The sequence below is a fragment of the Cupriavidus sp. F041 genome (assembly GCF_057814235.1).
On record NZ_JBVASY010000001.1, the window covers coordinates 148,583 to 168,061 of the forward strand.

At 61.8% G+C, this 19,479-nt stretch carries 16 protein-coding genes; 6 read left to right on the plus strand and 10 right to left on the minus strand.

All coding sequences use genetic code 11. The features are described from left to right. Positions 1–20 precede the first annotated feature (20 nt). From ACZY0R_RS00660 to ACZY0R_RS00670, 3 genes are all read right to left on the minus strand, one after another. Positions 21–1,502 carry a 4-hydroxyphenylacetate 3-hydroxylase family protein gene (locus tag ACZY0R_RS00660; RefSeq protein ID WP_488856686.1) on the minus strand — a complete coding sequence of 494 codons (1,482 nt, stop codon included), beginning with the start codon at positions 1,500–1,502 and terminating at the stop codon, positions 21–23. A 33-nt stretch (positions 1,503–1,535) separates the two neighbouring features. Then, positions 1,536–2,063, minus strand: a complete 528-nt coding sequence (locus ACZY0R_RS00665) for a flavin reductase family protein (RefSeq protein ID WP_488859460.1) — start codon at positions 2,061–2,063, stop codon at positions 1,536–1,538. A 153-nt stretch (positions 2,064–2,216) separates the two neighbouring features. Beyond that, positions 2,217–2,426: a hypothetical protein gene (locus ACZY0R_RS00670; RefSeq protein ID WP_488856687.1), complete on the minus strand. Its 210-nt coding sequence runs from the start codon at positions 2,424–2,426 to the stop codon at positions 2,217–2,219. 379 nt (positions 2,427–2,805) lie between these two features. On the opposite strand from ACZY0R_RS00670, the gene ACZY0R_RS00675 reads away from it, so the two are divergent. Further along, entirely contained in the window at positions 2,806–4,029 is a 1,224-nt protein-coding gene (locus tag ACZY0R_RS00675) for an IscS subfamily cysteine desulfurase (RefSeq protein ID WP_488856688.1), read from the plus strand. Between the two features lie 32 nt (positions 4,030–4,061). Here ACZY0R_RS00675 and ACZY0R_RS00680 read toward each other — a convergent pair whose 3' ends face one another. Continuing rightward, positions 4,062–4,604 carry a MarR family winged helix-turn-helix transcriptional regulator gene (locus ACZY0R_RS00680; protein ID WP_488856689.1) on the minus strand — a complete coding sequence of 181 codons (543 nt, stop codon included), beginning with the start codon at positions 4,602–4,604 and terminating at the stop codon, positions 4,062–4,064. An 812-nt stretch (positions 4,605–5,416) separates the two neighbouring features. Between ACZY0R_RS00680 and ACZY0R_RS00685 the strand changes: the two genes are divergently transcribed. The 5 genes from ACZY0R_RS00685 to ACZY0R_RS00705 all read left to right on the plus strand — a co-directional run bounded on the left by ACZY0R_RS00685 (position 5,417) and on the right by ACZY0R_RS00705 (position 10,030). Then, positions 5,417–6,310 (plus strand): MipA/OmpV family protein, encoded by an 894-nt coding sequence (locus ACZY0R_RS00685; protein WP_488856690.1) that lies wholly within the window; start codon positions 5,417–5,419, stop codon positions 6,308–6,310. 130 nt (positions 6,311–6,440) lie between these two features. Further along, on the plus strand, positions 6,441–7,037 hold the full coding sequence (locus ACZY0R_RS00690; protein WP_488856691.1) for an undecaprenyl-diphosphatase: 597 nt from the start codon (positions 6,441–6,443) through the stop codon (positions 7,035–7,037). Between the two features lie 81 nt (positions 7,038–7,118). Next, complete coding sequence (locus ACZY0R_RS00695) at positions 7,119–7,895, plus strand: COG4705 family protein (RefSeq protein WP_488856692.1); 777 nt, start codon at positions 7,119–7,121, stop codon at positions 7,893–7,895. A 114-nt stretch (positions 7,896–8,009) separates the two neighbouring features. Then, on the plus strand, positions 8,010–8,675 hold the full coding sequence (locus tag ACZY0R_RS00700; protein ID WP_488859461.1) for a response regulator: 666 nt from the start codon (positions 8,010–8,012) through the stop codon (positions 8,673–8,675). After that, a complete protein-coding gene (locus tag ACZY0R_RS00705) occupies positions 8,651–10,030 on the plus strand; it encodes an ATP-binding protein (RefSeq protein ID WP_488856693.1) in 1,380 nt (459 codons plus the stop codon). Before ACZY0R_RS00700 ends, ACZY0R_RS00705 begins: the two co-directional genes overlap by 25 nt. A 125-nt stretch (positions 10,031–10,155) precedes the next feature. Here the strand turns inward: ACZY0R_RS00705 and ACZY0R_RS00710 are convergent, their stop codons facing one another. From ACZY0R_RS00710 to ACZY0R_RS00735, 6 genes are all read right to left on the minus strand, one after another. After that, complete coding sequence (locus ACZY0R_RS00710) at positions 10,156–10,692, minus strand: helix-turn-helix domain-containing protein (protein WP_488856694.1); 537 nt, start codon at positions 10,690–10,692, stop codon at positions 10,156–10,158. A 99-nt stretch (positions 10,693–10,791) separates the two neighbouring features. Beyond that, entirely contained in the window at positions 10,792–12,180 is a 1,389-nt protein-coding gene (locus ACZY0R_RS00715) for an efflux transporter outer membrane subunit (RefSeq protein ID WP_488856695.1), read from the minus strand. Between the two features lie 10 nt (positions 12,181–12,190). Next, positions 12,191–13,369 (minus strand): HlyD family secretion protein, encoded by a 1,179-nt coding sequence (locus ACZY0R_RS00720; RefSeq protein WP_488856696.1) that lies wholly within the window; start codon positions 13,367–13,369, stop codon positions 12,191–12,193. Next, positions 13,370–13,879 carry a DUF3302 domain-containing protein gene (locus tag ACZY0R_RS00725; protein WP_488856697.1) on the minus strand — a complete coding sequence of 170 codons (510 nt, stop codon included), beginning with the start codon at positions 13,877–13,879 and terminating at the stop codon, positions 13,370–13,372. Positions 13,880–15,397: 1,518 nt separating this feature from the next. After that, complete coding sequence (locus ACZY0R_RS00730) at positions 15,398–18,250, minus strand: hybrid sensor histidine kinase/response regulator (protein WP_488856698.1); 2,853 nt, start codon at positions 18,248–18,250, stop codon at positions 15,398–15,400. A gap of 92 nt (positions 18,251–18,342) precedes the next feature. Beyond that, the gene (locus ACZY0R_RS00735) at positions 18,343–18,993 is read right to left on the minus strand and encodes a response regulator (protein WP_488856699.1); all 651 of its coding nucleotides are present in this window, start codon (positions 18,991–18,993) and stop codon (positions 18,343–18,345) included. Positions 18,994–19,479 lie beyond the last annotated feature (486 nt).

Sequence of the window (19,479 nt, forward strand, 5' to 3'; positions counted from 1 at the left end):
TCTCAAAAACGGCTGCCGGCTTAGGCAGCGCGCGCCACCTGGCCCAGCTCCGCGCCCAGCGAATAGCTGTCCAGGATGTTGTCGACCAGGTCGGTGGCCTTCTTCCAGTCGTAAGATCGATATGCGTGCCCTTTGGTGACGAAGCCCGCGCCTGCATAGAACATCTCGTATTGGTTATGGCGCGATGCAAACTCGGACCCGACGGCGTCCCAGGCGAGCTTGAAAAACTTGACGCGCTCTTCCGGGCTGCAGGTCGGCGACTTCTGCGTCTTGTCGATAATCGAGGCCAGTGCCGGGTTCTCGAAGTCGCGGATGCTCGACGGCAGCATGATCATTCCGCCACCCGCCAGCTCGCGCAGGGCGTTGAGGACCTTGGCATAGAGCTGCTGGGTGATGACCTGCGATCCGTACAGCAGGTTGCGGTCGGGCACGAAGTAGCCTTTCTCCATGTGGCCCTTGGATTCCATGCCATAGACCCAGGCCTCCACCATGGCCGCCTCGGCGGCGAGCTGGCCCAGCATCTCCCGTACCTGCGGGAAGGCATTGGTGCCGTTGACCTCGGTAATGCGCTGCGCGATGCCCACCAGGAAGCGCAGCTTCACCATCAGCCGGACCTGGCACTGGTAGTTCTGGTAGCTATGCGCCGGAGTGGCATGAAACTGCTTTGCGCACATGCCGACATCGCCCGCGATAAAGACGCGCTCCCATGGCACCTTGACGTCGTCGAAGTAAAGGACCGCATCGTTCTCGTCATAGCGGCTCGACAGCGGGTTGTCGAAAACCGAAGTCGCGTTGCCCTCGTACGACTTGCGCGACATGACTTTCAAGCCCTTGATGTTCATGGGCACGGCGAACGAAAGCGCATACATCTCGTCGCCCTCGCGCAAGGGCTGGATACAGCTGCAAAATACCTCGTTGGCCATGATGCCGCTGGTTGCCAGCATCTTTGCGCCGCGCACCGTGATGCCTTCGGCATCCTGGTCGAAGATGCCCACCGCCAGGTACTTGTCTTCCTGCTCGTGCGCCGCCTTGGACTGGTTTGCCTGCGGATTGACGATGACGTAGGTGAGGAAGAGATCGTTGTCCCGGGCGTACTTGTAGTACTCGCGCAGGGCGCCGGCCCGGGCCCGGTCGTATTGCTCGAAGACGTCGATCCCCATGTACATGCCGGAAATGCAGGATGCGACATGGTCCGGCGAGCGGCCCATGAAGCCGTAGTGCAGTTCCGTCCAGGCCTCGAGGGCCATCCGGCGCTCGACCAGATCGTCGTAGCTCTCGGGCAGTTGCCAGATCCGGCTAACGCGCTCGCCGGTGTCCGGCGACTCGAAGGTCATCTTCTCGATGTTCTCCGGGCGGGCCTGGAAGTCATAGAGGTTCGCGTAGCTGCGGATCGAGTTCCGGAATGCAGGGTCGGTCGTTACATCCGCGACCCGCTTGCCATCCAGATAGACCTCGCGGCCGTCACGCAGCATGTCGATATGCCGGCTACCTGTCTTGACCATGTCTTCTCTCCTAAATACGTATCTGTCGTTGAATCAAGCGGCGGCCGGCGTCTCGTCGAGAACGCGATACCTGCCTCCGAAAAAAACCAGTGGCCTGCCATCCGGCCGGGCCCGGTGGCGAACGACGCGTCCAATGAAGATCACATGGTCGCCGCCGTCATGGCGCGCATACGGCTCGCACTCGAAGGTGGCAAGCGCGTCGGGCAGGAGCACCGCCTGGCCGCTCCCCTCCGGGGCAATACCGATGCCGTCCCACTTGCCGGAGTTCGCCCGAGCAAAGCGGTTTGAAAGGTCTTGCTGGCTCGCCTCGAGCACGTTGACGGCATAGCGTGGCGTCGCGCAAAGGTCGTCCAGGCTAAGGCAACGTCGGTCCACCGAGAACAGGATCAGCGGGGGATCGAGCGAGACAGAGTTGAACGACGCAACCGTGATGCCCACCGGTGCGCCTTGGGCGCGGGGCGCGGTGATCACCGCCACGCCCGTGGCGAACATTGCGAGCGTGCTGCGAAAGCGACGCTGCTCGTCGGCATTGGCGTCGCGCTGTGCATGGGTTTCGGCCATCATCCCTCCTGTATGGAAACCGTGGCGCGGATCGCGTTCCGACCCGCTGCTTCACTTGTCAATCTTGCTTCGTTTATTAGCTTTGTAATTTAGGTAGTATTGAATGCCAATCCACGTCTCCATTCAAGCTGGTGAAAACCCTTGGTTATGGGGTCAGGCTTCGCGCAACGACGGGCCCGGCGCCGCAAAAAATGGCCCGGAGCAGGCTTGCGATCCGGGGAATCGAAGCCCAACATAGCTGCCATGATGGAAGTAGCCGCGGCGCGCCGTGACCAGATGCGCACCAAGCGGGAGCTCGCGCCCTGCCGCGTCGCTGCCCGCGGGGGCGCAGAGGAGAAGCTGCGTCTCGTCATCGTGGTTCATGAGCGCCCCTGAATCGGGTTGACGCGGTCAGGTCTTGCCATGCCATTTAGCTTTGTAACATAGCTACTAATAAACGCTACTATTCATTGGTATGCAAATTAGTAGAAACCCTTGGTGCGGTACTCACCATTGGCAAGCATGGTATCCGTCACGAACACTGAAACCCTTTGCCGGCATGGCTTTCCGGGCAATTGTCCGCGCGGCTTTCATCCGGAGCCGGTCGATTCGGCGTTGCGGACAAGCCGACGAGCAACCCTACCGGCGGCATGGTGCCAACGTGTTTTTTCCCGGCCGGCGGTAGACTCGCGGCAAGCTCTCGCCGCCGGCCCGCGCATCAAGCGGACCAAGGGCGCATCAACCGCATCAGGAGAACCACGGAATGCAGGACGCAGCCACCGCACGCCCGATCTACATGGACTACAGCGCCACGACGCCGGTCGACCCCAGGGTCGTCGACAAGATGGTGCCGTACCTGTACCAGCACTTTGGCAACCCGGCCTCGCGCAGCCACAGCTATGGCTGGGAAGCCGAGCAAGCCGTGGAGACCGCGCGCGCGCACGTTGCCGCACTGCTGAACGCGGATCCTCGCGAGATCGTCTGGACCTCGGGCGCGACAGAGGGGAACAACCTGGCGCTGAAGGGCGCGGCCCACTTCTACGGCGGCAAGGGAAAACACATCGTCACGGTCAAGACCGAGCACAAGGCCGTGCTCGACACCTGCCGGGAACTTGAGCGGCAGGGCTTCGATGTCACGTATCTCGACGTCGAGGAAGATGGCCTGCTTGACCTCGGCAAGCTGCGCGCCGCGCTTCGCCCGGACACCGTCCTGGTGTCGGTCATGATGGTCAACAACGAGATAGGCGTAATCCATCCGGTTGCGGCCATCGGGAACCTGTGCCGGGAACACGGCATCCTGTTCCATTGCGACGCGGTGCAGGCGGCCGGAAAGATCCCGATCGATCTCCAGGCGCTGAAAATCGACCTGCTGACCGTGACCGCGCATAAGGTGTACGGTCCAAAAGGCATTGGCGCGCTCTACGTCCGGCGCAAGCCGCGGGTTCGCATCGAGGCGCAGATGCACGGCGGCGGGCACGAACGGGGCATGCGTTCCGGTACGTTGGCGACGCACCAGATCGTGGGCATGGGCGAGGCATTCCGTCTCGCCAGGCTCGAACTAGCCGAGGAATCGCGCCGCGTTGGCGCATTGCGGGACAAGCTGCTGGCCGGGCTCGAACAACTCGACGAGGTCTACGTCAACGGCAGCACGGCGCACCGGATCCCGCACAACCTCAACGTCAGCTTCAATTTTGTCGAGGGTGAGTCACTGATGATGGGGATCAAGGGCGTTGCCGTTTCATCCGGATCCGCGTGCACATCGGCGTCGCTGGAGCCATCTTTCGTGCTGCGCGCGCTGGGGCGCAGCGATGAACTGGCGCACAGTTCGATTCGCTTTACGCTTGGGAGGTACACCACGGAGGCGGAAGTGGATCAGGTGATACGGCAGGTCCGGGACACGGTAAGCAGACTGCGCGAACTCAGCCCGCTATGGGATATGCATCAGGAAGGCATTGACATCAGCACGATCCAGTGGGCGGCGCACTGAAGCCACAGCGTGAACAGCCGCGTGAGCGGACATCACGCTTTTTGCTGCCGCGCAAGAAGGTGCGCCAGGTCGAGCGAGGCGCGATCGCCATTCGCCACAAGGCGATCCACCACCGAGCACAAGACCTTGAACTCGGTGCGGTTGACGCCTTCGAAGAGGACGTCATTGATGCGTTGCTGAACCGGCGTCAGCTCGCTCAGCAAGCGGGTGCCGGCCGCTGCCACCGTAAGCAGCATCTTGCGCTTGTCCTCGGGGTGGGCCGTCTTGTCGATCAGGCCGAGCTTCTTGAGTTTCCCGGTTTCGATGGTAACGAACGGACCGCTCAAATGCAGATGCTCGGCCAACTGGTTCACCGTCACTTCGCCTTGCGAGGAGAGATGCGCGATCGAACGGATCAGCGAATACTGGACGCCGGTCAGGCCGATCAGACTGCCGAAACCATCGCGCACGGACAGCAGGCGGGCGGCGAACGGCAGCAGGCCGTTGACCAGGTGCCGGAATTCGCTATCCGAGCCATCGACCAGGCATGCGGGATTGGTAATCGTCAGCGCCTTGACCTTGGTGTTCGTTGCCATACCTCACGCACTCCTTTAGCTAACTAAATTATCTTTTCCAAAAATAATACCAAAAAATTGGCAATGCACGTGCTACCCCTCTGTTGAGGGGGCGGCGCTTGAGGTTACGCTTTCGGTCGACACACGCCCCAACGACCGCTCGGCCACATTGGGGGCGATGCGCATCGAAGAAGCTCATATCGCCGATCGAGTATCGAGACAGCGATGCATCGAATGTCTCCTCCCTTCTTGTGCCGCCTGCCCTCGCGTGAGCGCCTGCTCGGCCTTCTGGCGAAGCGGAGGGTCGGCCGGAATTCGTGAAAAATCCGCCACATCCCTGACAACCCATTGATTTGTCGAGGGAATCTAGCCTTTCCGGCACACGGATGTCTGAATAGTTAATAAAACAGCACATTTACGCAAAATGAGGCGGAAGGCAAGAGCGCTTGGCCCGTCAACCTGTACGACGGCTTTCCCCTGCTCGGCATCGACATTTTCGTCAACAACCAACACCGTGATCACGGTTGTCGCGGGACGAAGCAACACATTCTCCTGTGACTCGGTCGGCGGCGACGGGACAACAACAGGAAATAGGAAGCGTCAGCGTGCTTCCCATATGCGCCGTCATGTGCGCTTGCCAGTGTTCTGATCACCGAAAGGCCAATGCCGAACCCTCCCTCCTGGAGATTTTGTCCGGACGGAGACAGAGAAAGAGCGCGCGCATGGTGAGAATAGCGCGCATGTATGGCTTCCGCGCACTACCCTACTTATAAGATAGCTGCCAGGCTCGCTACAGAAATCAGGTCGCCCCAACATGTGAAATCGGAGGTGGTGTGTCGAACCGTCACACGAAGCGGATAGGTTGGGCGAGCGGCCATGGAAGCAGGCTGGCGCTCCATCTTCTCGCCGCACTGCTGGCCATCTTCGCCGGATTCATCGCCCCGGCCCGGGCACAAACACCATCACCTGCCGCCGAATGGCAATACTCGGCCGGTGTGCCACTGATAAAGCTGTTCGAGCCGAGTATTCCCGATTGGGAAGTCCGACTGGGTCTGGGCACCAGCCTGCGGCCGAGGTATGACGGGGCCCAGCAATATCACTGGCTGGTCGGCCCAAGCATCGATATCCGTTACCGCGACCTGTTCTTTGCCTCCACTGGCGAAGGCATTGGGGTTAATTTGCTGCGCGCGACGCACTGGCGTGGCGGCGCCGCCATCACCTATAACCTGGGGCGACGGGCGGCCGACGATGCGGGGCACCTGAACGGCATGGGCAATATTAACGTTGCCCCCGAAGCCAAACTGTTTCTGGAATATGCCGTATCGAAAGAATTCCCGCTGGTGGTGCGAGCCGATGTCCGGCGCAGCATGGGCGGCACCGACGGATGGATTGGCGATCTAGGTGTCTATTTGCCGCTGCCGGGCAGTTCGGAGAGGTTCTACTGGTTCGCGGGTCCCACGATAACCTTTGCCGACGCCCGCTATATGAATGCGTGGTTCGGTGTCAGCCAACCCCAGGCGGCGCGCTCTGGCTACCCCCAATACAATCCCAGCCCGGGACTCGTGTCGTACGGCGCCGCCATCACTACGGTCTGGTACTTCCGCAAGCACTGGTTGGTGACCGCCGACACCGCAATAGGGCAACTGGCTAGCAGCGCGGCGCACAGCCCGATCACGCAGCGGGCGACCAACTTTGCCCTGGATCTATCCATCAATTACGAGTTCTGAATGCCCCCATCGGGAGACACTGACGAGACGCCGCTTCGGCCGTCCGCGGCGCTCAGTCCTGGCTAAGTCTTCGGCGTTAAGCTCTGCTGTCGCGCAATACCCTGCCGGCACCCCGGCGGCCGAAGCCATCATGGAAACACTCAACCACAGCCTCTTTCTGCTGATCAACGCGCCGGATCATCCCGGTGCACCGGCACTCGCCGCCGCCACGTTCTTTGCCGAGTATGCGATCTGGATCATCCCCGCCATGGTGGCAATCGGTTGGCTGCGTGGCGGCGAATCCCACCGGAAAGCGCTGCTGGCGGCCACCGTATCGGGCTGCCTGGGATTGCTTGCGAACCAGCTCATCGGGCTGTGCTGGCAGCATCCCCGCCCCTTCATGACCGGCCTGGGGCACACCCTGATCCCACATGCTCCCGATTCGTCTTTCCCAAGCGATCACCTGACACTGATCTGGGCTGTAGCGTTCAGTCTCATGATGACGGCCCGCGCAAGAATGGCAGGACTGGCGCTGGCCTTGCTCGGCATCCCGGTGGCCTGGGCACGCATCTACCTGGGCGTGCATTTCCCCTTCGATATGGCGGGATCCGCCGTGGTCGCCCTGCTGTGCGGCTGGCTTGCGCTACGCACCGGCGGATGGCTCGCCATGCCCATCTACCGTGTGGCAATAGGCATCTATCGCCGCTTGTTCGCCAAGCTGATTCACCGGGGCTGGGTGCTGCCCTGACCTGCTATGGCTGGCCTAAGTCAGGCCCGCCAGACTGCGCACTGCATCCATGCGATGAAGCAATCAATCCCGGAGAGAGGCATGAACAAATCGGATACGCGATCCCCGGCTGAACAGGGCCTGAGCAAGGTGCCGGAAGTCACCCTGGTTTTCTGGATCATCAAGATAGCGGCAACCACGCTGGGAGAGACCGGCGGCGATGCATTGTCGATGTCCCTGAATCTTGGCTACCTCATCAGCACGGCGATCTTTGCCGTAATTTTCCTGATCGCGGTGTCGGCACAGATTTCTGCCACGCGCTTTCGGCCGGTGCTCTACTGGGTGACCATCGTTGCCACTACGACCGTGGGCACGACCCTGGCAGACTTTGCCGACCGGTCGCTCCGTATCGGCTATGCGGGCGGAACAACGGTGCTGTGCGTCTTGCTGATGCTCTCATTGGCGGTCTGGTACCGAACGCTTGGAACCGTATCGGTTGATACCGTGAAGTCGCCCAGGGCCGAGATGTTCTATTGGGTGACGATCATGTTTTCACAGACGCTCGGCACGGCCCTGGGCGACTGGACGGCGGATACAGCCGGGCTGGGCTATCTGGGCGGCATGGCCCTGTTCGGCGCGCTGCTGGCTGCGCTGGTCGCGGCCCACTACTGGACGCGCGTATCCCGCACCGCGCTGTTCTGGGCAGCTTTCATCCTGACGCGCCCGCTCGGCGCCGTGGTGGGCGATTTCCTCGACAAGCCGCTCCATGCCGGCGGGCTGGCCGTGAACCGCTTCTCCGCCTCGGCTGCACTGATGTCGCTGATGGTGGCATGCATCCTGTTCTTTCCGCAGAAGGCTGCGGCGCGCGCAGGCCACTGAACCCTTCTCCACCGCCGCATGTCCGTCGATTTGCGCTCTGGAGGCGATATGATGTGGAGCCTGGAGACTGTCAGCCCGCCGGACTGGCAGCGCTCCGCAGGCAATGGAGAGGGGATGCGCGTACTGCTGGTCGAAGACGATCCGATGATCGGGCAGGCGATCCGGGAGGCACTGAAAGATGCTTCCCACGCCGCCGACTGGGTCAGCAACGGGCAAGCGGCGCTCGATGCACTAGCCTGCCAGGACTACGACATCGTGCTGCTCGATCTCGGTCTGCCGGGCAAGAACGGCATGACGGTGCTGGCTTCGCTTCGCGCCCGCGACAACACGGTGCCGGTGCTCATCATCACCGCGCAAGACGGGTTGGACGACCGGATTCGCGGCCTGGACGCAGGCGCCGACGACTATGTGCTCAAACCGTTCGAGATGGCCGAATTGCTCGCCCGCATGCGTGCCGTGTGGCGGCGCAAAGGCGGGGTGGCGGCACCGGTGCTGAGCAACGGGAAACTCTCCCTCGACCCTGCCACCAGGCAGGTAACCGCCTTGGGCAGCGAAGCCGTGCAACTCACCAACCGCGAGTTCGCCCTGCTGCAGACCTTGCTGGTCCGGCCAGGGGCCATCCTCTCCCGCAGCGATCTCGAAGAACGCATCTACGGCTGGGGCGAGGAAGTGGAAAGCAATGCGATCGAATTCCTGATTCACTCCTTGCGCAAGAAGGTGGGGAGCGACGCCATCAGGAATGTAAGGGGCGTGGGATGGATGGTTTCAAAAGCAGGCTGAAGGATTCGGTCCGCCTTCGCCTCTCGCTCTGGCTGTCGCTCGCCATCCTCGCGATTGCGCTGGTCGCCGGCGTATTCTCCTTTGCCGCAGCCTTCCGGGAAGCCAACGAACTCCAGGACGACATGTTGCGCCAGGTCTCGACCCTGTTCGACCGCCAGCACCTGCCGGTGCCCCACCTTGGAGACACCGGGCGGCTGCCGCACAGCGACGAGGAAGCCCGCGTCATCGTGCAATACCTGCCGCAGGCCGGCACCGGTGACGGCAGCCCGGAAGCCGGCCTGGCGTTACCGGCGACGCTCACGGACGGGTTGCAATCCCTGAGCATCCGGGGTGAGCACTTCCGTGCCATCGTCCGAACGCTTTCCTCGGGCGAGCGCATCGTCGTGGCGCAGGAAACGGGCATTCGCGACGAGATCGCCCGGGATGGCGCACTGCGCACCATTCTCCCTTTCCTGGTACTCGTGCCCATCCTGCTCCTGATCGTTGCCAGGCTGGTGGGCAAGATGTTCAGTCCGATCGCCTTGCTGTCAGCGGAGATCGACCGGCGCGGCGACCAGGAACTGCACCCGTTGCCGCAGGAGCATGTCCCGACAGAAGTCCGTCCGTTCGTGGTGGCCATCAATCGCCTGCTGGGCCGGGTCTCGCAATCGATGGAAGCGCAGCGGCGCTTCGTCGCTGACGCCGCGCACGAGTTGCGCTCCCCTCTGACGGCGCTCTCCCTGCAGGCGGAGCGGCTCGCCGGCACCGAGATGTCAGAGACCGGCCGCGCGCGGCTCGCGACACTCCGCCAGGGCATCGAGCGAGGCAGGAACCTGCTGGAGCAGTTGCTGAGCCTGGCCCGGGCGCAATCCGCCGTGCCTGTGCCGGCGGTCCCGCTGCCTGTGCGGCGGATCTACCGGCGCGTGCTGGAAGACCTGATGCCGCTGGCCGAAGCCAGGCACATCGACCTGGGCGTGGAAGGAGAATCCGATGCAAAGGTGCTGGCCAACGAGGTCGACCTGCTCACCATCGTCAGGAACCTGGTCGACAATGCAATCCGCTATACGCCGGCGGGCGGCCGCATCGATCTGTCCGTCCGGTCGCTGGCGGGAGAGGCGATCCTGCAGATTCAGGACACCGGCCCCGGCATTCCGCCTGAAGAGCGAAGCCGCGTTTTCGATCCTTTCTACCGGGTGCTGGGCAACGAGACGATGGGTTCAGGGCTTGGCCTGTCCATCGTCCGGACGATCGCAGACCGCATCGGCGCACAGGTCAGCATTGGCTACACCGACGAGGATGCGCAGCGCGGGTTGAGGGTGACCATCCGTATTTCGCACGCACCCGCCTCGGCAGTCCCGGCTGCCTCAGATGCCTGAAATCGGGCGTTGCTCAGGAAAAACAGGATGACCGGTTTCCAGCCAGCCGACCGAGGTGCGCAGCCCTAAACCGGAAATCGTGCTGCGCACCGCTCAAGTTCTCTCGCGACAACTCGGCTAGGCAATCAGTGTGCCTCGGATGCGCTGAACCGTCGCCTGTAGTAACCCGGACTGGTTCCGAGGCGAGTCCTGAAATGATTGCGCAAAGTGGCTGCAGCACCAAAGCCGACTTGCACCGCGATCTCATCCACGGATAAATCGGTCTCTTCGAGCAATGCCCTGGCCCGGCCCAGGCGCTCGGAAAGCAGCCACTCCCCTGGCGGCATCCCCATCGTACTGACAAAGTGCCGCTGAAAGGTTCGGGCACTCATCGCAGTTTGCTTTGCCATTCTGACAATCGACCAGCCTTCGTCCAATGTTGCGCGCACCGCGTCCACCAAGGGTGCCAGCGAAGAGCCGCTACGCTTTGAGACCGGCTCGTCGATATATTGGGCCTGCCCGCCTTCGCGGTGGGGTGGCATGACAAGTCGGCGTGCGACCTGATTGGCTGCGCGCGGGCCAAGGTCCCGGCGAATCAGGTGGAGGCACAAGTCGATTCCCGCCGCACTACCGGCAGACGTGAGGACATCGCCGGCATCGACGTAGAGCACGTCCGCTTCCACGTGGACTTCCGGATATCGCGCCGCGAGTGCTGCGGCATGACGCCAGTGCGTAGTCGCACGCAGCGGGGTGTGACCACCGCAAACCACGCAGCCGGTTGTTCATGCGTGTGAATCACCCTTCAGATTCCAGTCTCCACCTAACGCCAGCAATAGGGTAATCCGCTGGTTGAGATGATCACCATGCACGCTGATGAGATCCATCTCGGCAGCCAGCAGTGCCTGCCGATCCTTCAGCAAGCTGCGCGTGTTCGAGGCGCCGATCCTGACGCGTGCCTCTTCTCTCTGTACCAATACCCGGCTCTCATTTACCCGGTCCTGCAGTTGCTTCCCGCGCTCTGCGAAGATGGATTCGGCACGCAACCCCGCTTCGACCTCACTCAGTGCTTGCAGGGCACTGTTGCCATAGGCAATCAGGGCGGCCTTCTGTTCAGCGGTGTAGTAGTCCGCCCTGGCCTTGAGCTCTCCTCCAGTGAATATCGGTGCGAAAAGCGAGCCATTCAGTCCTTTGATTGGGCTGCCGGCCTGATTGAGCAGGAACACGTCGCTCCGGATGCCTGTAATGGCCGCGCTGATCGAGATGCGCGGCAGGCGCGCTGCCTCAGCCGACTGCCTCAGATCGAAGGCCGCAGCAACGCGGAGTGCCGCGGCCGTGAGATCCGGGCGGCGATCAACCAGATTTGCCGGCAAGCCTGCCTCGGGGGCCGCAGGCACGGCCGGCATTTCCAGCTCCGTCGCGATTTCCCCGGCAGGGTAGCGGCCCAGCAGCAGTTCCAGGGCTTGCGCAGCCTGGCTTCTCGCCAGCTCGGACTTCTTGAGCGCATCAAGATGCGCCCGGAGCGAATTTCTTGTCTCCACCAACTCAGTGTCTGGCGCTACGCCGATGTCAACACGCTGGCCCGTGATCTTCACCAGTTGTTCCTGTACGCCGACGGCCTGCCGCAGCCGATCTTCCAGCTTCTCGTACTGGATCAGCGTGAACCATGCTCTGGCAGTCGCTGCGGCGACGACGCGCTGGGCCCAAAGATAATCGTCTGTGGTTGCAGCGTATTGGGATTCTGCTGCCCGCGATTGCGCGCGGATGCGCCCCCAGAGATCGATCTCCCAGCTCGCGCCAATGGAGAGGATCTGGGTTTCCGAATTGCCGGCCCTGCCCTTCACGCCTGCGCTCGGCAACAGACCACTGCTTTGCATGGTCACAAGCGCCTGCGCCTGCTGGACGCGAACCGCGGCGAGCTTGAGATCGCCGTTGTGCGCGATCGCTTCTTGCACCAGCCGTTGGAGCTCGGCATCCTCGAAGGTTGCAAGCCAGCCGTCTACAGGATCGCCTGCCACGGCCTCGTTCGCCCAGGTGTGCTGTCCTTCAAGCGCCGGAACAGCCTGGCGTTGCAGCTCCGCGCCATCAGGCGGCGCCTGCAGGGCGCAGCCGAAGAGCATTGCGAGCGGAAGCACCAGCAATACCGGAAAGGTCTTCTTGAGGTGAGACGACACAGACTTCCCCTTAGTGAAGCTTGAATACGAGATAGTTCAGCTTGGAACTGACGCGCAGGAAGACCATGCGAATGATGTGAAACATCTTCATATGCGCTGTATAGATGGCACCCGCGCCGACAGCCCCGACAGGAAGCATCAACCCCTTCGATTCATCACGCAGATCCAGCTTGACCGCGAATCGGTTCGGCGCGACTTCGGTAGCACCTGTGTTCGGGATCATTCCGCCCTGCGCAAACTGGCCTTGCGATTGCGCCCACACGATCGAATCCACCTTCGCCTTGATGATGTCCCCCGGATTCGTCGGCAGATAGATCTCAGCGAGATCCCCTTCCTTGACCTTGTAAAGCTCGTTCTGCTTGTATAAGGCGATCACCTCCTGCTCATTCTCCACGAAGCTGAATGCTGGCGAGAAAGGGAATGGAACCAGCATGGTGCCCACCCGCACCTGCAGATTCACAACCTTGCCGTCAGCGGGCGCCCGATACTCTGTCTGGGCGAGTTCCCATCTCGCGTTCTCAAGCGTGACTTCAGTTTCCGCACGCTTGGCACGCGCGGTGGCAATGGCGGCAAACTCCCCCTGGCTTTTGGCCGAAAGCTTCTGCCTGACCTCGTCCTCGACGGCTTGCGCGCTGATCAGTTCGCCCTCCAGTTCGTGGTGCCGGGCCAAGGCATCTTCGCGGTCGAACTTCGAACCGGCCCCCGCCGCAAGCAGCGCCTCGTGTTCCTTGAGCCTCTGGCTGGCAAGTGACAGCTTCGCTTGCACGGTGCTAACCCTTCCGGCCGCGCCGCGCACGGATTCGCTGAGCTGACGAGCAGCGGCCTGCGCCTCCGCAAGCGCGGCGTCGTCAGCCATCAACCTGCCCTCGAGTTGCCTGACAGAAGCCTGATAGGGCGTCGGATCGATGCGCAGCAGGACATCCCCCTTCTTGTAGCTCCGGTTACCCTCAGCCGGAAGCTCGACAATGCGCCCCCGGACCTGCGGCACTACCTGAAGAACCTTGCCAACGACCCTGACATCATGGGAGGAAGGAGCCACCACGTTGAGCGTCAGGACCAGCAGCGTCATCGCGATCACCGGAATCGTGACCACGATGACCATGGAAGTCGTGTTCCACGGCAGCCATTTGAGCTTGAAGAAGATCAGCCAGACGGCCAGCGCATAGATACCAAGCAGCAGCGCATCCATTCAGATCTGCTCCTTTGCGCCGGACATCCCGCCGGGAATGCCGTCCAGCGCGCCGTTTGTCGTCGCCAGCGCCTGAAGGGTTGCGACGTTACGGGGCCCATTTGAAACAGCATGCTCCGGCCTTGAAGCCGGCTCCGCCGTGTTATGCCCTGGCGCCTCATCGTTCTCCGGCGCCTTGTCGGTGCCATAGGCAGCCCGGTAGAACACCGGCTTGGTGTGCGCCCAGAGCCAGGCCAGCGGCCACAACAGTCCCCCAAAAAAGAGCGAAAGCAGGCACAGCGCGTGGATGGCTTCCTTTTGCGGGTGCTGCTTTCGCTGAGCGACCTTTTCAGGCCAGATATGCAGCATCCAGAACAGGTAGACCCCTGCGATCGGCACGAATATCAACACCACCCACGAAATGGCATTGGCAGCGGTCTCGAGAGCCTTTCCACTGAGTGCGGATGCGAGAGCTGGTTCACTTAATGCCAGCAGGCCAGCGCCCGTCAGCAGATATTGACGTAGTTTCATCGGGGAATATTGAGATGGAGCACACAGGGCTCAGTGTTTGACGTGCAAATCTCCGCAGTGATGCGCCAGCGCCGCGCTGCTGCGGGGACTTCAGGTGAACGGTAGGGTTACGAATTACAGTGTGCCGTCCAGGCACACGTTGCTTCACTGCGGTGGCCGCCTCCGGAGGCGCCCTCTTGCGTGCGCCCTGCAGGCCGGTCGGATATTCCGCCTGCTCCGCAGTTCTGGCACGGGCGAGCGGCCTCAGCTCCGGGCGACTGCACGCCTTCGCTTGCTGGCGCATCGTCCGCGTACAGGAGGTTGTATTTGCTCTGGCTGGAATCGCTTTCGGCACGGCAGATTGCGGAATTCGAACCAAGACCGGCTCCTGAGCAAGCATCTCTCAGCCCCAGGCTGGGCGAGATCTGCCCATACGATTGCCCGGCGCCGGCAATCAACAGGGCCATCACCACGTTCGCTACCCCACGGCCACCCGCGCCGGTCCACGTGCGGCGCCATTTCGAACCAACCGCGAAAAGCGCGCCCGCGCCCACTGTCGAGACAGCCGAGAGGCAGTTCTTGATCATGTCTGCAGTTTCCTTCGAAGTGAATCAGATAGCGTCGACGCGCACCGGTGAGGCCGGTCACGTCGCCATAGAGCGCACACCTTATGCCGGAGGGCCGATCGCCGCTATCAAAGAAATTAGAAAGTGAGGGGGCACAAGATTGATCCGCCCCGGGTGTCGCGCAGCTTTTCGAATTCCTTCGATAGCCGCCGCGTCGAGGCCGCCGTAACCTGTCTGCCGTCGTATGCCCTCGGGTGAAGCTCAGGCTCACCTCGACTGATTAGCAAAATGAATGCCGTTTCCTTGATTTCCGCGAGAGTCATTGCCCTCGCAGCCGCAAGCGCCTTGTCTGGGTGTGCGATCCCCGATGCCGGGACCTTGAGTCCGTTCCAGGACCCCTGGCCGTGGAAAAAGCTCGTTGCCGTCAATCACACCGATCATGACGTGCGGGCAGTGCGCGCCGGCCACTGCGAGACCGGGCCCGCATTGCGGCACTCACAGTCATCCCCATCCTTCTGCTTCCTTGGCACAAAGCCAGAGGGGCCCATCGCGATTACCTGGAGCGAAGCCAGGGCCGGTACGGAACCCAGCGCCGCGTTCGGTCAGGGCGAGCAGCACGCCTTCACGGCGCCCCTGCCGCCGCTGTGGCATGAAGATCCCGGTCCGGACGATGTCACAGGCAGCTTCTTGTGCGTCGTATTTCACAACGATGCGCGTGTCAATGTGGCTGCTGCCGCCAGCGCCGAAGATTGCGCTGTCCTCTAGGACGTTTCCAGCATGGCCTCTCCGGCGAGAGTGGAGCGGCTACCGTCACCCCGGCCCCCTTATGCAGGGCTTATTGCACTGAATAGCCGCGCCCCGTCATGCATGCAGGCTTGCCAGTACGACGTCAAGGCCCAATTGCAGGCCGCGCGGGCGGGGGCGCAATCATTGAACCTGGAGAACCAGCAGATCGGCGCTGCCGGCAATCTGGTTAGTCAGCGTCCAGGCGCTCACACACCCGGCTGAGGCCTTGCGCGATGAAGGCGGACTGGAGTTCGACCTCATCGTCCCAGCATGCGACCTGCGCTGCGTAACTGCGCAGGTCCTCACAAAGCTCGGACAGTTCTGAGCGGCCGACGACCGCGAGGGGGCCTGAGATGCGATGCAGCAGCCGTTCCAATCGAGGCATGTCCCTCTCTGTCCGAATCGCGTCGTACGCATCCAGATCTGCCCTGGTCTGCGCCAGGAATGCTTCGGCGTACTCGGCAGGGATCGGCGGCAGCTCAGGAAGATCGTCGTCGGCCGGCAACGCTGCCGCCGCCTCCTCATCGTCCGCATGCGTCATGCCGGCCGGAGCGGCGACGCACGCAAGAACCGAAGCCAGAGTCGCCAGAGACACCGGTTTCGTGAGGTAGCCCGTGAATCCTCTTGCCTGCCCTTCTGCGACATCCTCGGGCCTCGCGCTTGCGCTCACGGCATAGACGGGAATCTTTGCACCACCCTGTTTCATTTCATGGAGCAGGTCGAATCCGTTCATGACGGGCATGTCTATGTCTGTCAGAACCGCATCCACGCTCTGCTTCGACAGCGTTGCCATGGCCTCGTTGCCGTTGCCCGCTTCGGCAACCCTCGCACCCAGCACGTGGAGCTGGTCCCGCAGAAGAGTTCTGTTCAGCAGGTTGTCTTCCGCGACCAGCACGGAAAGGCCCGCAAGCGGGGCGACGGATCCCTCTTGCATGGCGGGGCCGGGTCGGCTTTCGTCTGAGTGCTTCGGTTGCGGAGCTTTTGTGATGGCCGCCTGCGCAGCAGCGTATATGCCGGACAGGCTATAGGCAGACACCTCCTGGCTACCATCCGGCCGCTTCGCCGCGACCAGCGGTCCCAACTGTTTCAACCAGACGACTGAGGCCGGCATTCGCCACCACGCAATGACTTCGTCCGGATCAAATGCCTCAGTCACCAGCAGGAAGTCAAAGCTATCCGCGTCAACGGGGTCGTCCAGGTTTGACCGGGCAGACGGCTGGCATGCTCCCCAGTCGAAATGGTTCAGCATTCCCTCAAGACACTCCGGCTCTCGGGACAGGACAAGCGTCCGGTTCGGCGGCAAACTCCAGCGCGCTGCGGGCCGAGCTGCATCGGACACACTGAGAGGCAAGCGGACCGTAACGCGCGTTCCGACGCCCAAGATGCTGTCCAGCGTGATGCGGCCGTTCATCCGCTCCACCAGCCGCATGCAGATTGACAGTCCAAGCCCGGTACCCCGGGCCTGGGCGAGGCGATTGTTGTCAACCTGGGAGAATGGTTGGAAGAGTCGATCCTTGTACTCTTCCGGTATGCCGACGCCGGTATCGGTAATGACGATCTCAAGGTTCTCATCCACCCATTGCGCGCGCAGGACGATCTTGCCGACCTGGGTGAACTTGAAGGCGTTGCCAAGCAGGTTGTTGATGATCTGGGTCAGGCGCACCGGGTCAAGACTGAGTCGTGCCGGGATGTCCTTTGCATATACGGCAAAAAATCTCAACCCGCGCTGCGCCGCAAGCGGGGCGTGCGAGATCGCGATACGACTGAGGAGCTCCGTGACGAACACAGGCTCCTCCGTAATGCTCAACGCCCCCACATCGATCTTGGAGAAATCGAGCACGTCATTGACGATCTGCAGCAGCCCCTCGGCCGACACCTGCATTGCGCTAACCCTCGCCCGCTGCTCCGGCCCCAGAGTGCCCATGGCGACAAGCTCCATGTTCCCCAGGAGAGAGGAAAGCGGCGTCCGTATCTCGTGACTCATCGACGCAAAGAAGGCCACCTTGGCCCTGGCGGCCGCATCGCTCGCGAGTTTTGCCTCGTGCAGGAGTTGCTGCGCGCGCGCTGCTTCGGCGTAAGTGCTGGTCAGGAAGCGATAGTTCCAGTAGCGGTACATCGCAAACAGCAATGCAATAAGCGCGGCTGTGATCAGGCAGATGACAAACAGTTCCCCCCTCATTTCCTGAAACTGTTGTCCTATCGGGAGCGCAAAGATCAGGTGGCCAAAATCCGCAACGAGTGGCGGACGGCGCAGTGCCCAGCCATAGTCCTGGACCCAGTGAAACTGCGCATCCGGACGTCCCTCCAGCCTGGAGTCCAGTCGTTGTGCATTGTCCCTTGCGCCTGCCGCAACCAGGGGGATGCCGAGGCTATTGAAGAAAATTGGCTCCGGGATGGACAGGTTTGGCCCGGCAGGCCGCAGCAAGTCTTGCAGGGGGATTCGCGTCAATACGATGGCGTAGAGCTCGTTGCCTTTCGCGACCAGCGATGCGCCAACTATTTCCGGATCATCTCCGGGCATCCGCGCCGGCACTCCCAGCCAGACGACGCGCTTTTCCCTCGCCGCCTGCAGGAGATCCATATCGCGGCTCTTAAAGCGTTGAAGGATCGTCCTGGTGATCACTGACGACGGTACCAGCGCAAGCGCCGGCCGCGCACCTGGCGCCTCATAACGATACGTCGCGCCGTTTGCGATCGAGACCATTTCGATCGACGGCTTCTGGCTTGCGGCAGTCAGCGTCCGGACGGATTGGTCGCAACTCTGCTGCAGAACATCATCCGGCGGAGCAGACGGTGAAACCTGCGCGCAGAGACTGTGGGCTTGCCTGCCCTGCGACAGGGGGAATGTGCCATTGGCACGCAGCTCCAGAATCAGGTTTGTCGCGGTCAGAGTACTCCGGCGTTCAAGGACGGCATCGACGACCCCCTGTTCATACAGGCGGGCCACCTGCTCCTGGGCACGCAGGGAGCCATTCAGCCGTACGAACACCATTGCCGAGGCGATCGCGATGGCGACCAGCCCCAGCAGCAGTATCACCATCGAGAACACCCGGCGTTCCCGTTGCAGGTTCCGCTCAACCGAGTGGGCGCCATGCAATGACGATTGCTGCGACCGCTCGCGTGTTCTTTGCATCAAGTAAGACCGTTCTCGCGCGCGTACGTGACAAGGTCTGCATTACCGGTGATGTTCAGCTTCCGCATTGCGGAGCGCTTTTGCGTCGCTATGGTTGCGAGGGATCGATGGAGATATCCGGCGATTTGCGTGATGGTGCTACCAGCCGCGAACATCCGCACCACCTCGATTTCCTTCGGAGACAGCGGCTTTGTGCTGCCCTCGACCAGCGCACCCGCGCTCGCCATCCGTGCCGATATTCCCGGTGAAAGGCGCTGGGCATTGCCGGACATCGCATCGATACAGATTTGCCTCAGGATGCCTGGCTCTTCATTCTTCCCCACGATGGCATCGACACCCATCTCCTTGATGCGCGTGAGCAGGCCGCCATTGGTCAGCATCGTGAAGACAACGATCGGCGTGTCGGGGCGGGACTTTCTGAGTCGATGAATAAGCCGAAGTCCATCGTCATTGCCCTGCGAACGCTCCATTGTGAAATCGGTGACGATGAGATCAGGCTGGTGGGATTCCAGCGCGGCGAAGAGCTCCTTTCCTGAAGAGCACATTGCAGAAATATGGACATTCGGGATCTCGCTCAAGGTGGTCTTGACTGCGAGCTGAATCACCGGGTGATCGTCCGCGATCACGACGGAGATGGTACGTGGCGGCATGCGCGTTAACTCTCCATACTCCAGATCGATTCTGGGAGGACATTTTCTCTTACAGCATGCATTTGATCGTACATCCGTGAGGCAGGCATGCCTCCAGATGTCTCGCGGCGCGTGGATGAATTGAGGGGCGGCGTGACCAGCGGGCGGACCAGTCTGCATAGGGGGACAGATTCTACCAACCGGCTCTCACGCCCGTTTGACAAGACGAGACGGATATATGACCGATCGTCCCACGCCCAGCAGAGGTTTTTAGGATCGCGCGCGCAGCATGCCAGGCCACCGCATTGCATCCCTGGCGAACGCGCCGCGACGGAATTGCTTGCTTGAGTGCCGCTGAGCCGACCTGGCTAGATGGGCAAGCCGGAAAGGGCGTTCGCTTATAGCCGTTGTCTGCAGTTGCATTCAAAGCGACCACTCAATTGAATGTGGCAAACGTCCGAGAAGCGAAACGGGACGGATTATAGCAGCCCTTGAACAACGCATCTA

Bases quoted from the DNA above. Each gene is read 5' to 3' on its own strand.
- ACZY0R_RS00700 (WP_488859461.1), top strand. From the start codon at position 8,010: ATGCGCGTACTGCTGGTCGAAGACGATCCGATGATCGGGCAGGCGATC.
- ACZY0R_RS00705 (WP_488856693.1), top strand. From the start codon at position 8,651: ATGGATGGTTTCAAAAGCAGGCTGAAGGATTCGGTCCGCCTTCGCCTC.
- ACZY0R_RS00675 (WP_488856688.1), top strand. From the start codon at position 2,806: ATGCAGGACGCAGCCACCGCACGCCCGATCTACATGGACTACAGCGCC.
- ACZY0R_RS00660 (WP_488856686.1), bottom strand. From the start codon at position 1,502: ATGGTCAAGACAGGTAGCCGGCATATCGACATGCTGCGTGACGGCCGC.
- ACZY0R_RS00670 (WP_488856687.1), bottom strand. From the start codon at position 2,426: ATGAACCACGATGACGAGACGCAGCTTCTCCTCTGCGCCCCCGCGGGC.
- ACZY0R_RS00690 (WP_488856691.1), top strand. From the start codon at position 6,441: ATGGAAACACTCAACCACAGCCTCTTTCTGCTGATCAACGCGCCGGAT.
- ACZY0R_RS00695 (WP_488856692.1), top strand. From the start codon at position 7,119: ATGAACAAATCGGATACGCGATCCCCGGCTGAACAGGGCCTGAGCAAG.
- ACZY0R_RS00680 (WP_488856689.1), bottom strand. From the start codon at position 4,604: ATGGCAACGAACACCAAGGTCAAGGCGCTGACGATTACCAATCCCGCA.
- ACZY0R_RS00735 (WP_488856699.1), bottom strand. From the start codon at position 18,993: ATGCCGCCACGTACCATCTCCGTCGTGATCGCGGACGATCACCCGGTG.
- ACZY0R_RS00725 (WP_488856697.1), bottom strand. From the start codon at position 13,879: ATGAAACTACGTCAATATCTGCTGACGGGCGCTGGCCTGCTGGCATTA.
- ACZY0R_RS00730 (WP_488856698.1), bottom strand. From the start codon at position 18,250: ATGGTGATACTGCTGCTGGGGCTGGTCGCCATCGCGATCGCCTCGGCA.
- ACZY0R_RS00665 (WP_488859460.1), bottom strand. From the start codon at position 2,063: ATGGCCGAAACCCATGCACAGCGCGACGCCAATGCCGACGAGCAGCGT.
- ACZY0R_RS00720 (WP_488856696.1), bottom strand. From the start codon at position 13,369: ATGGATGCGCTGCTGCTTGGTATCTATGCGCTGGCCGTCTGGCTGATC.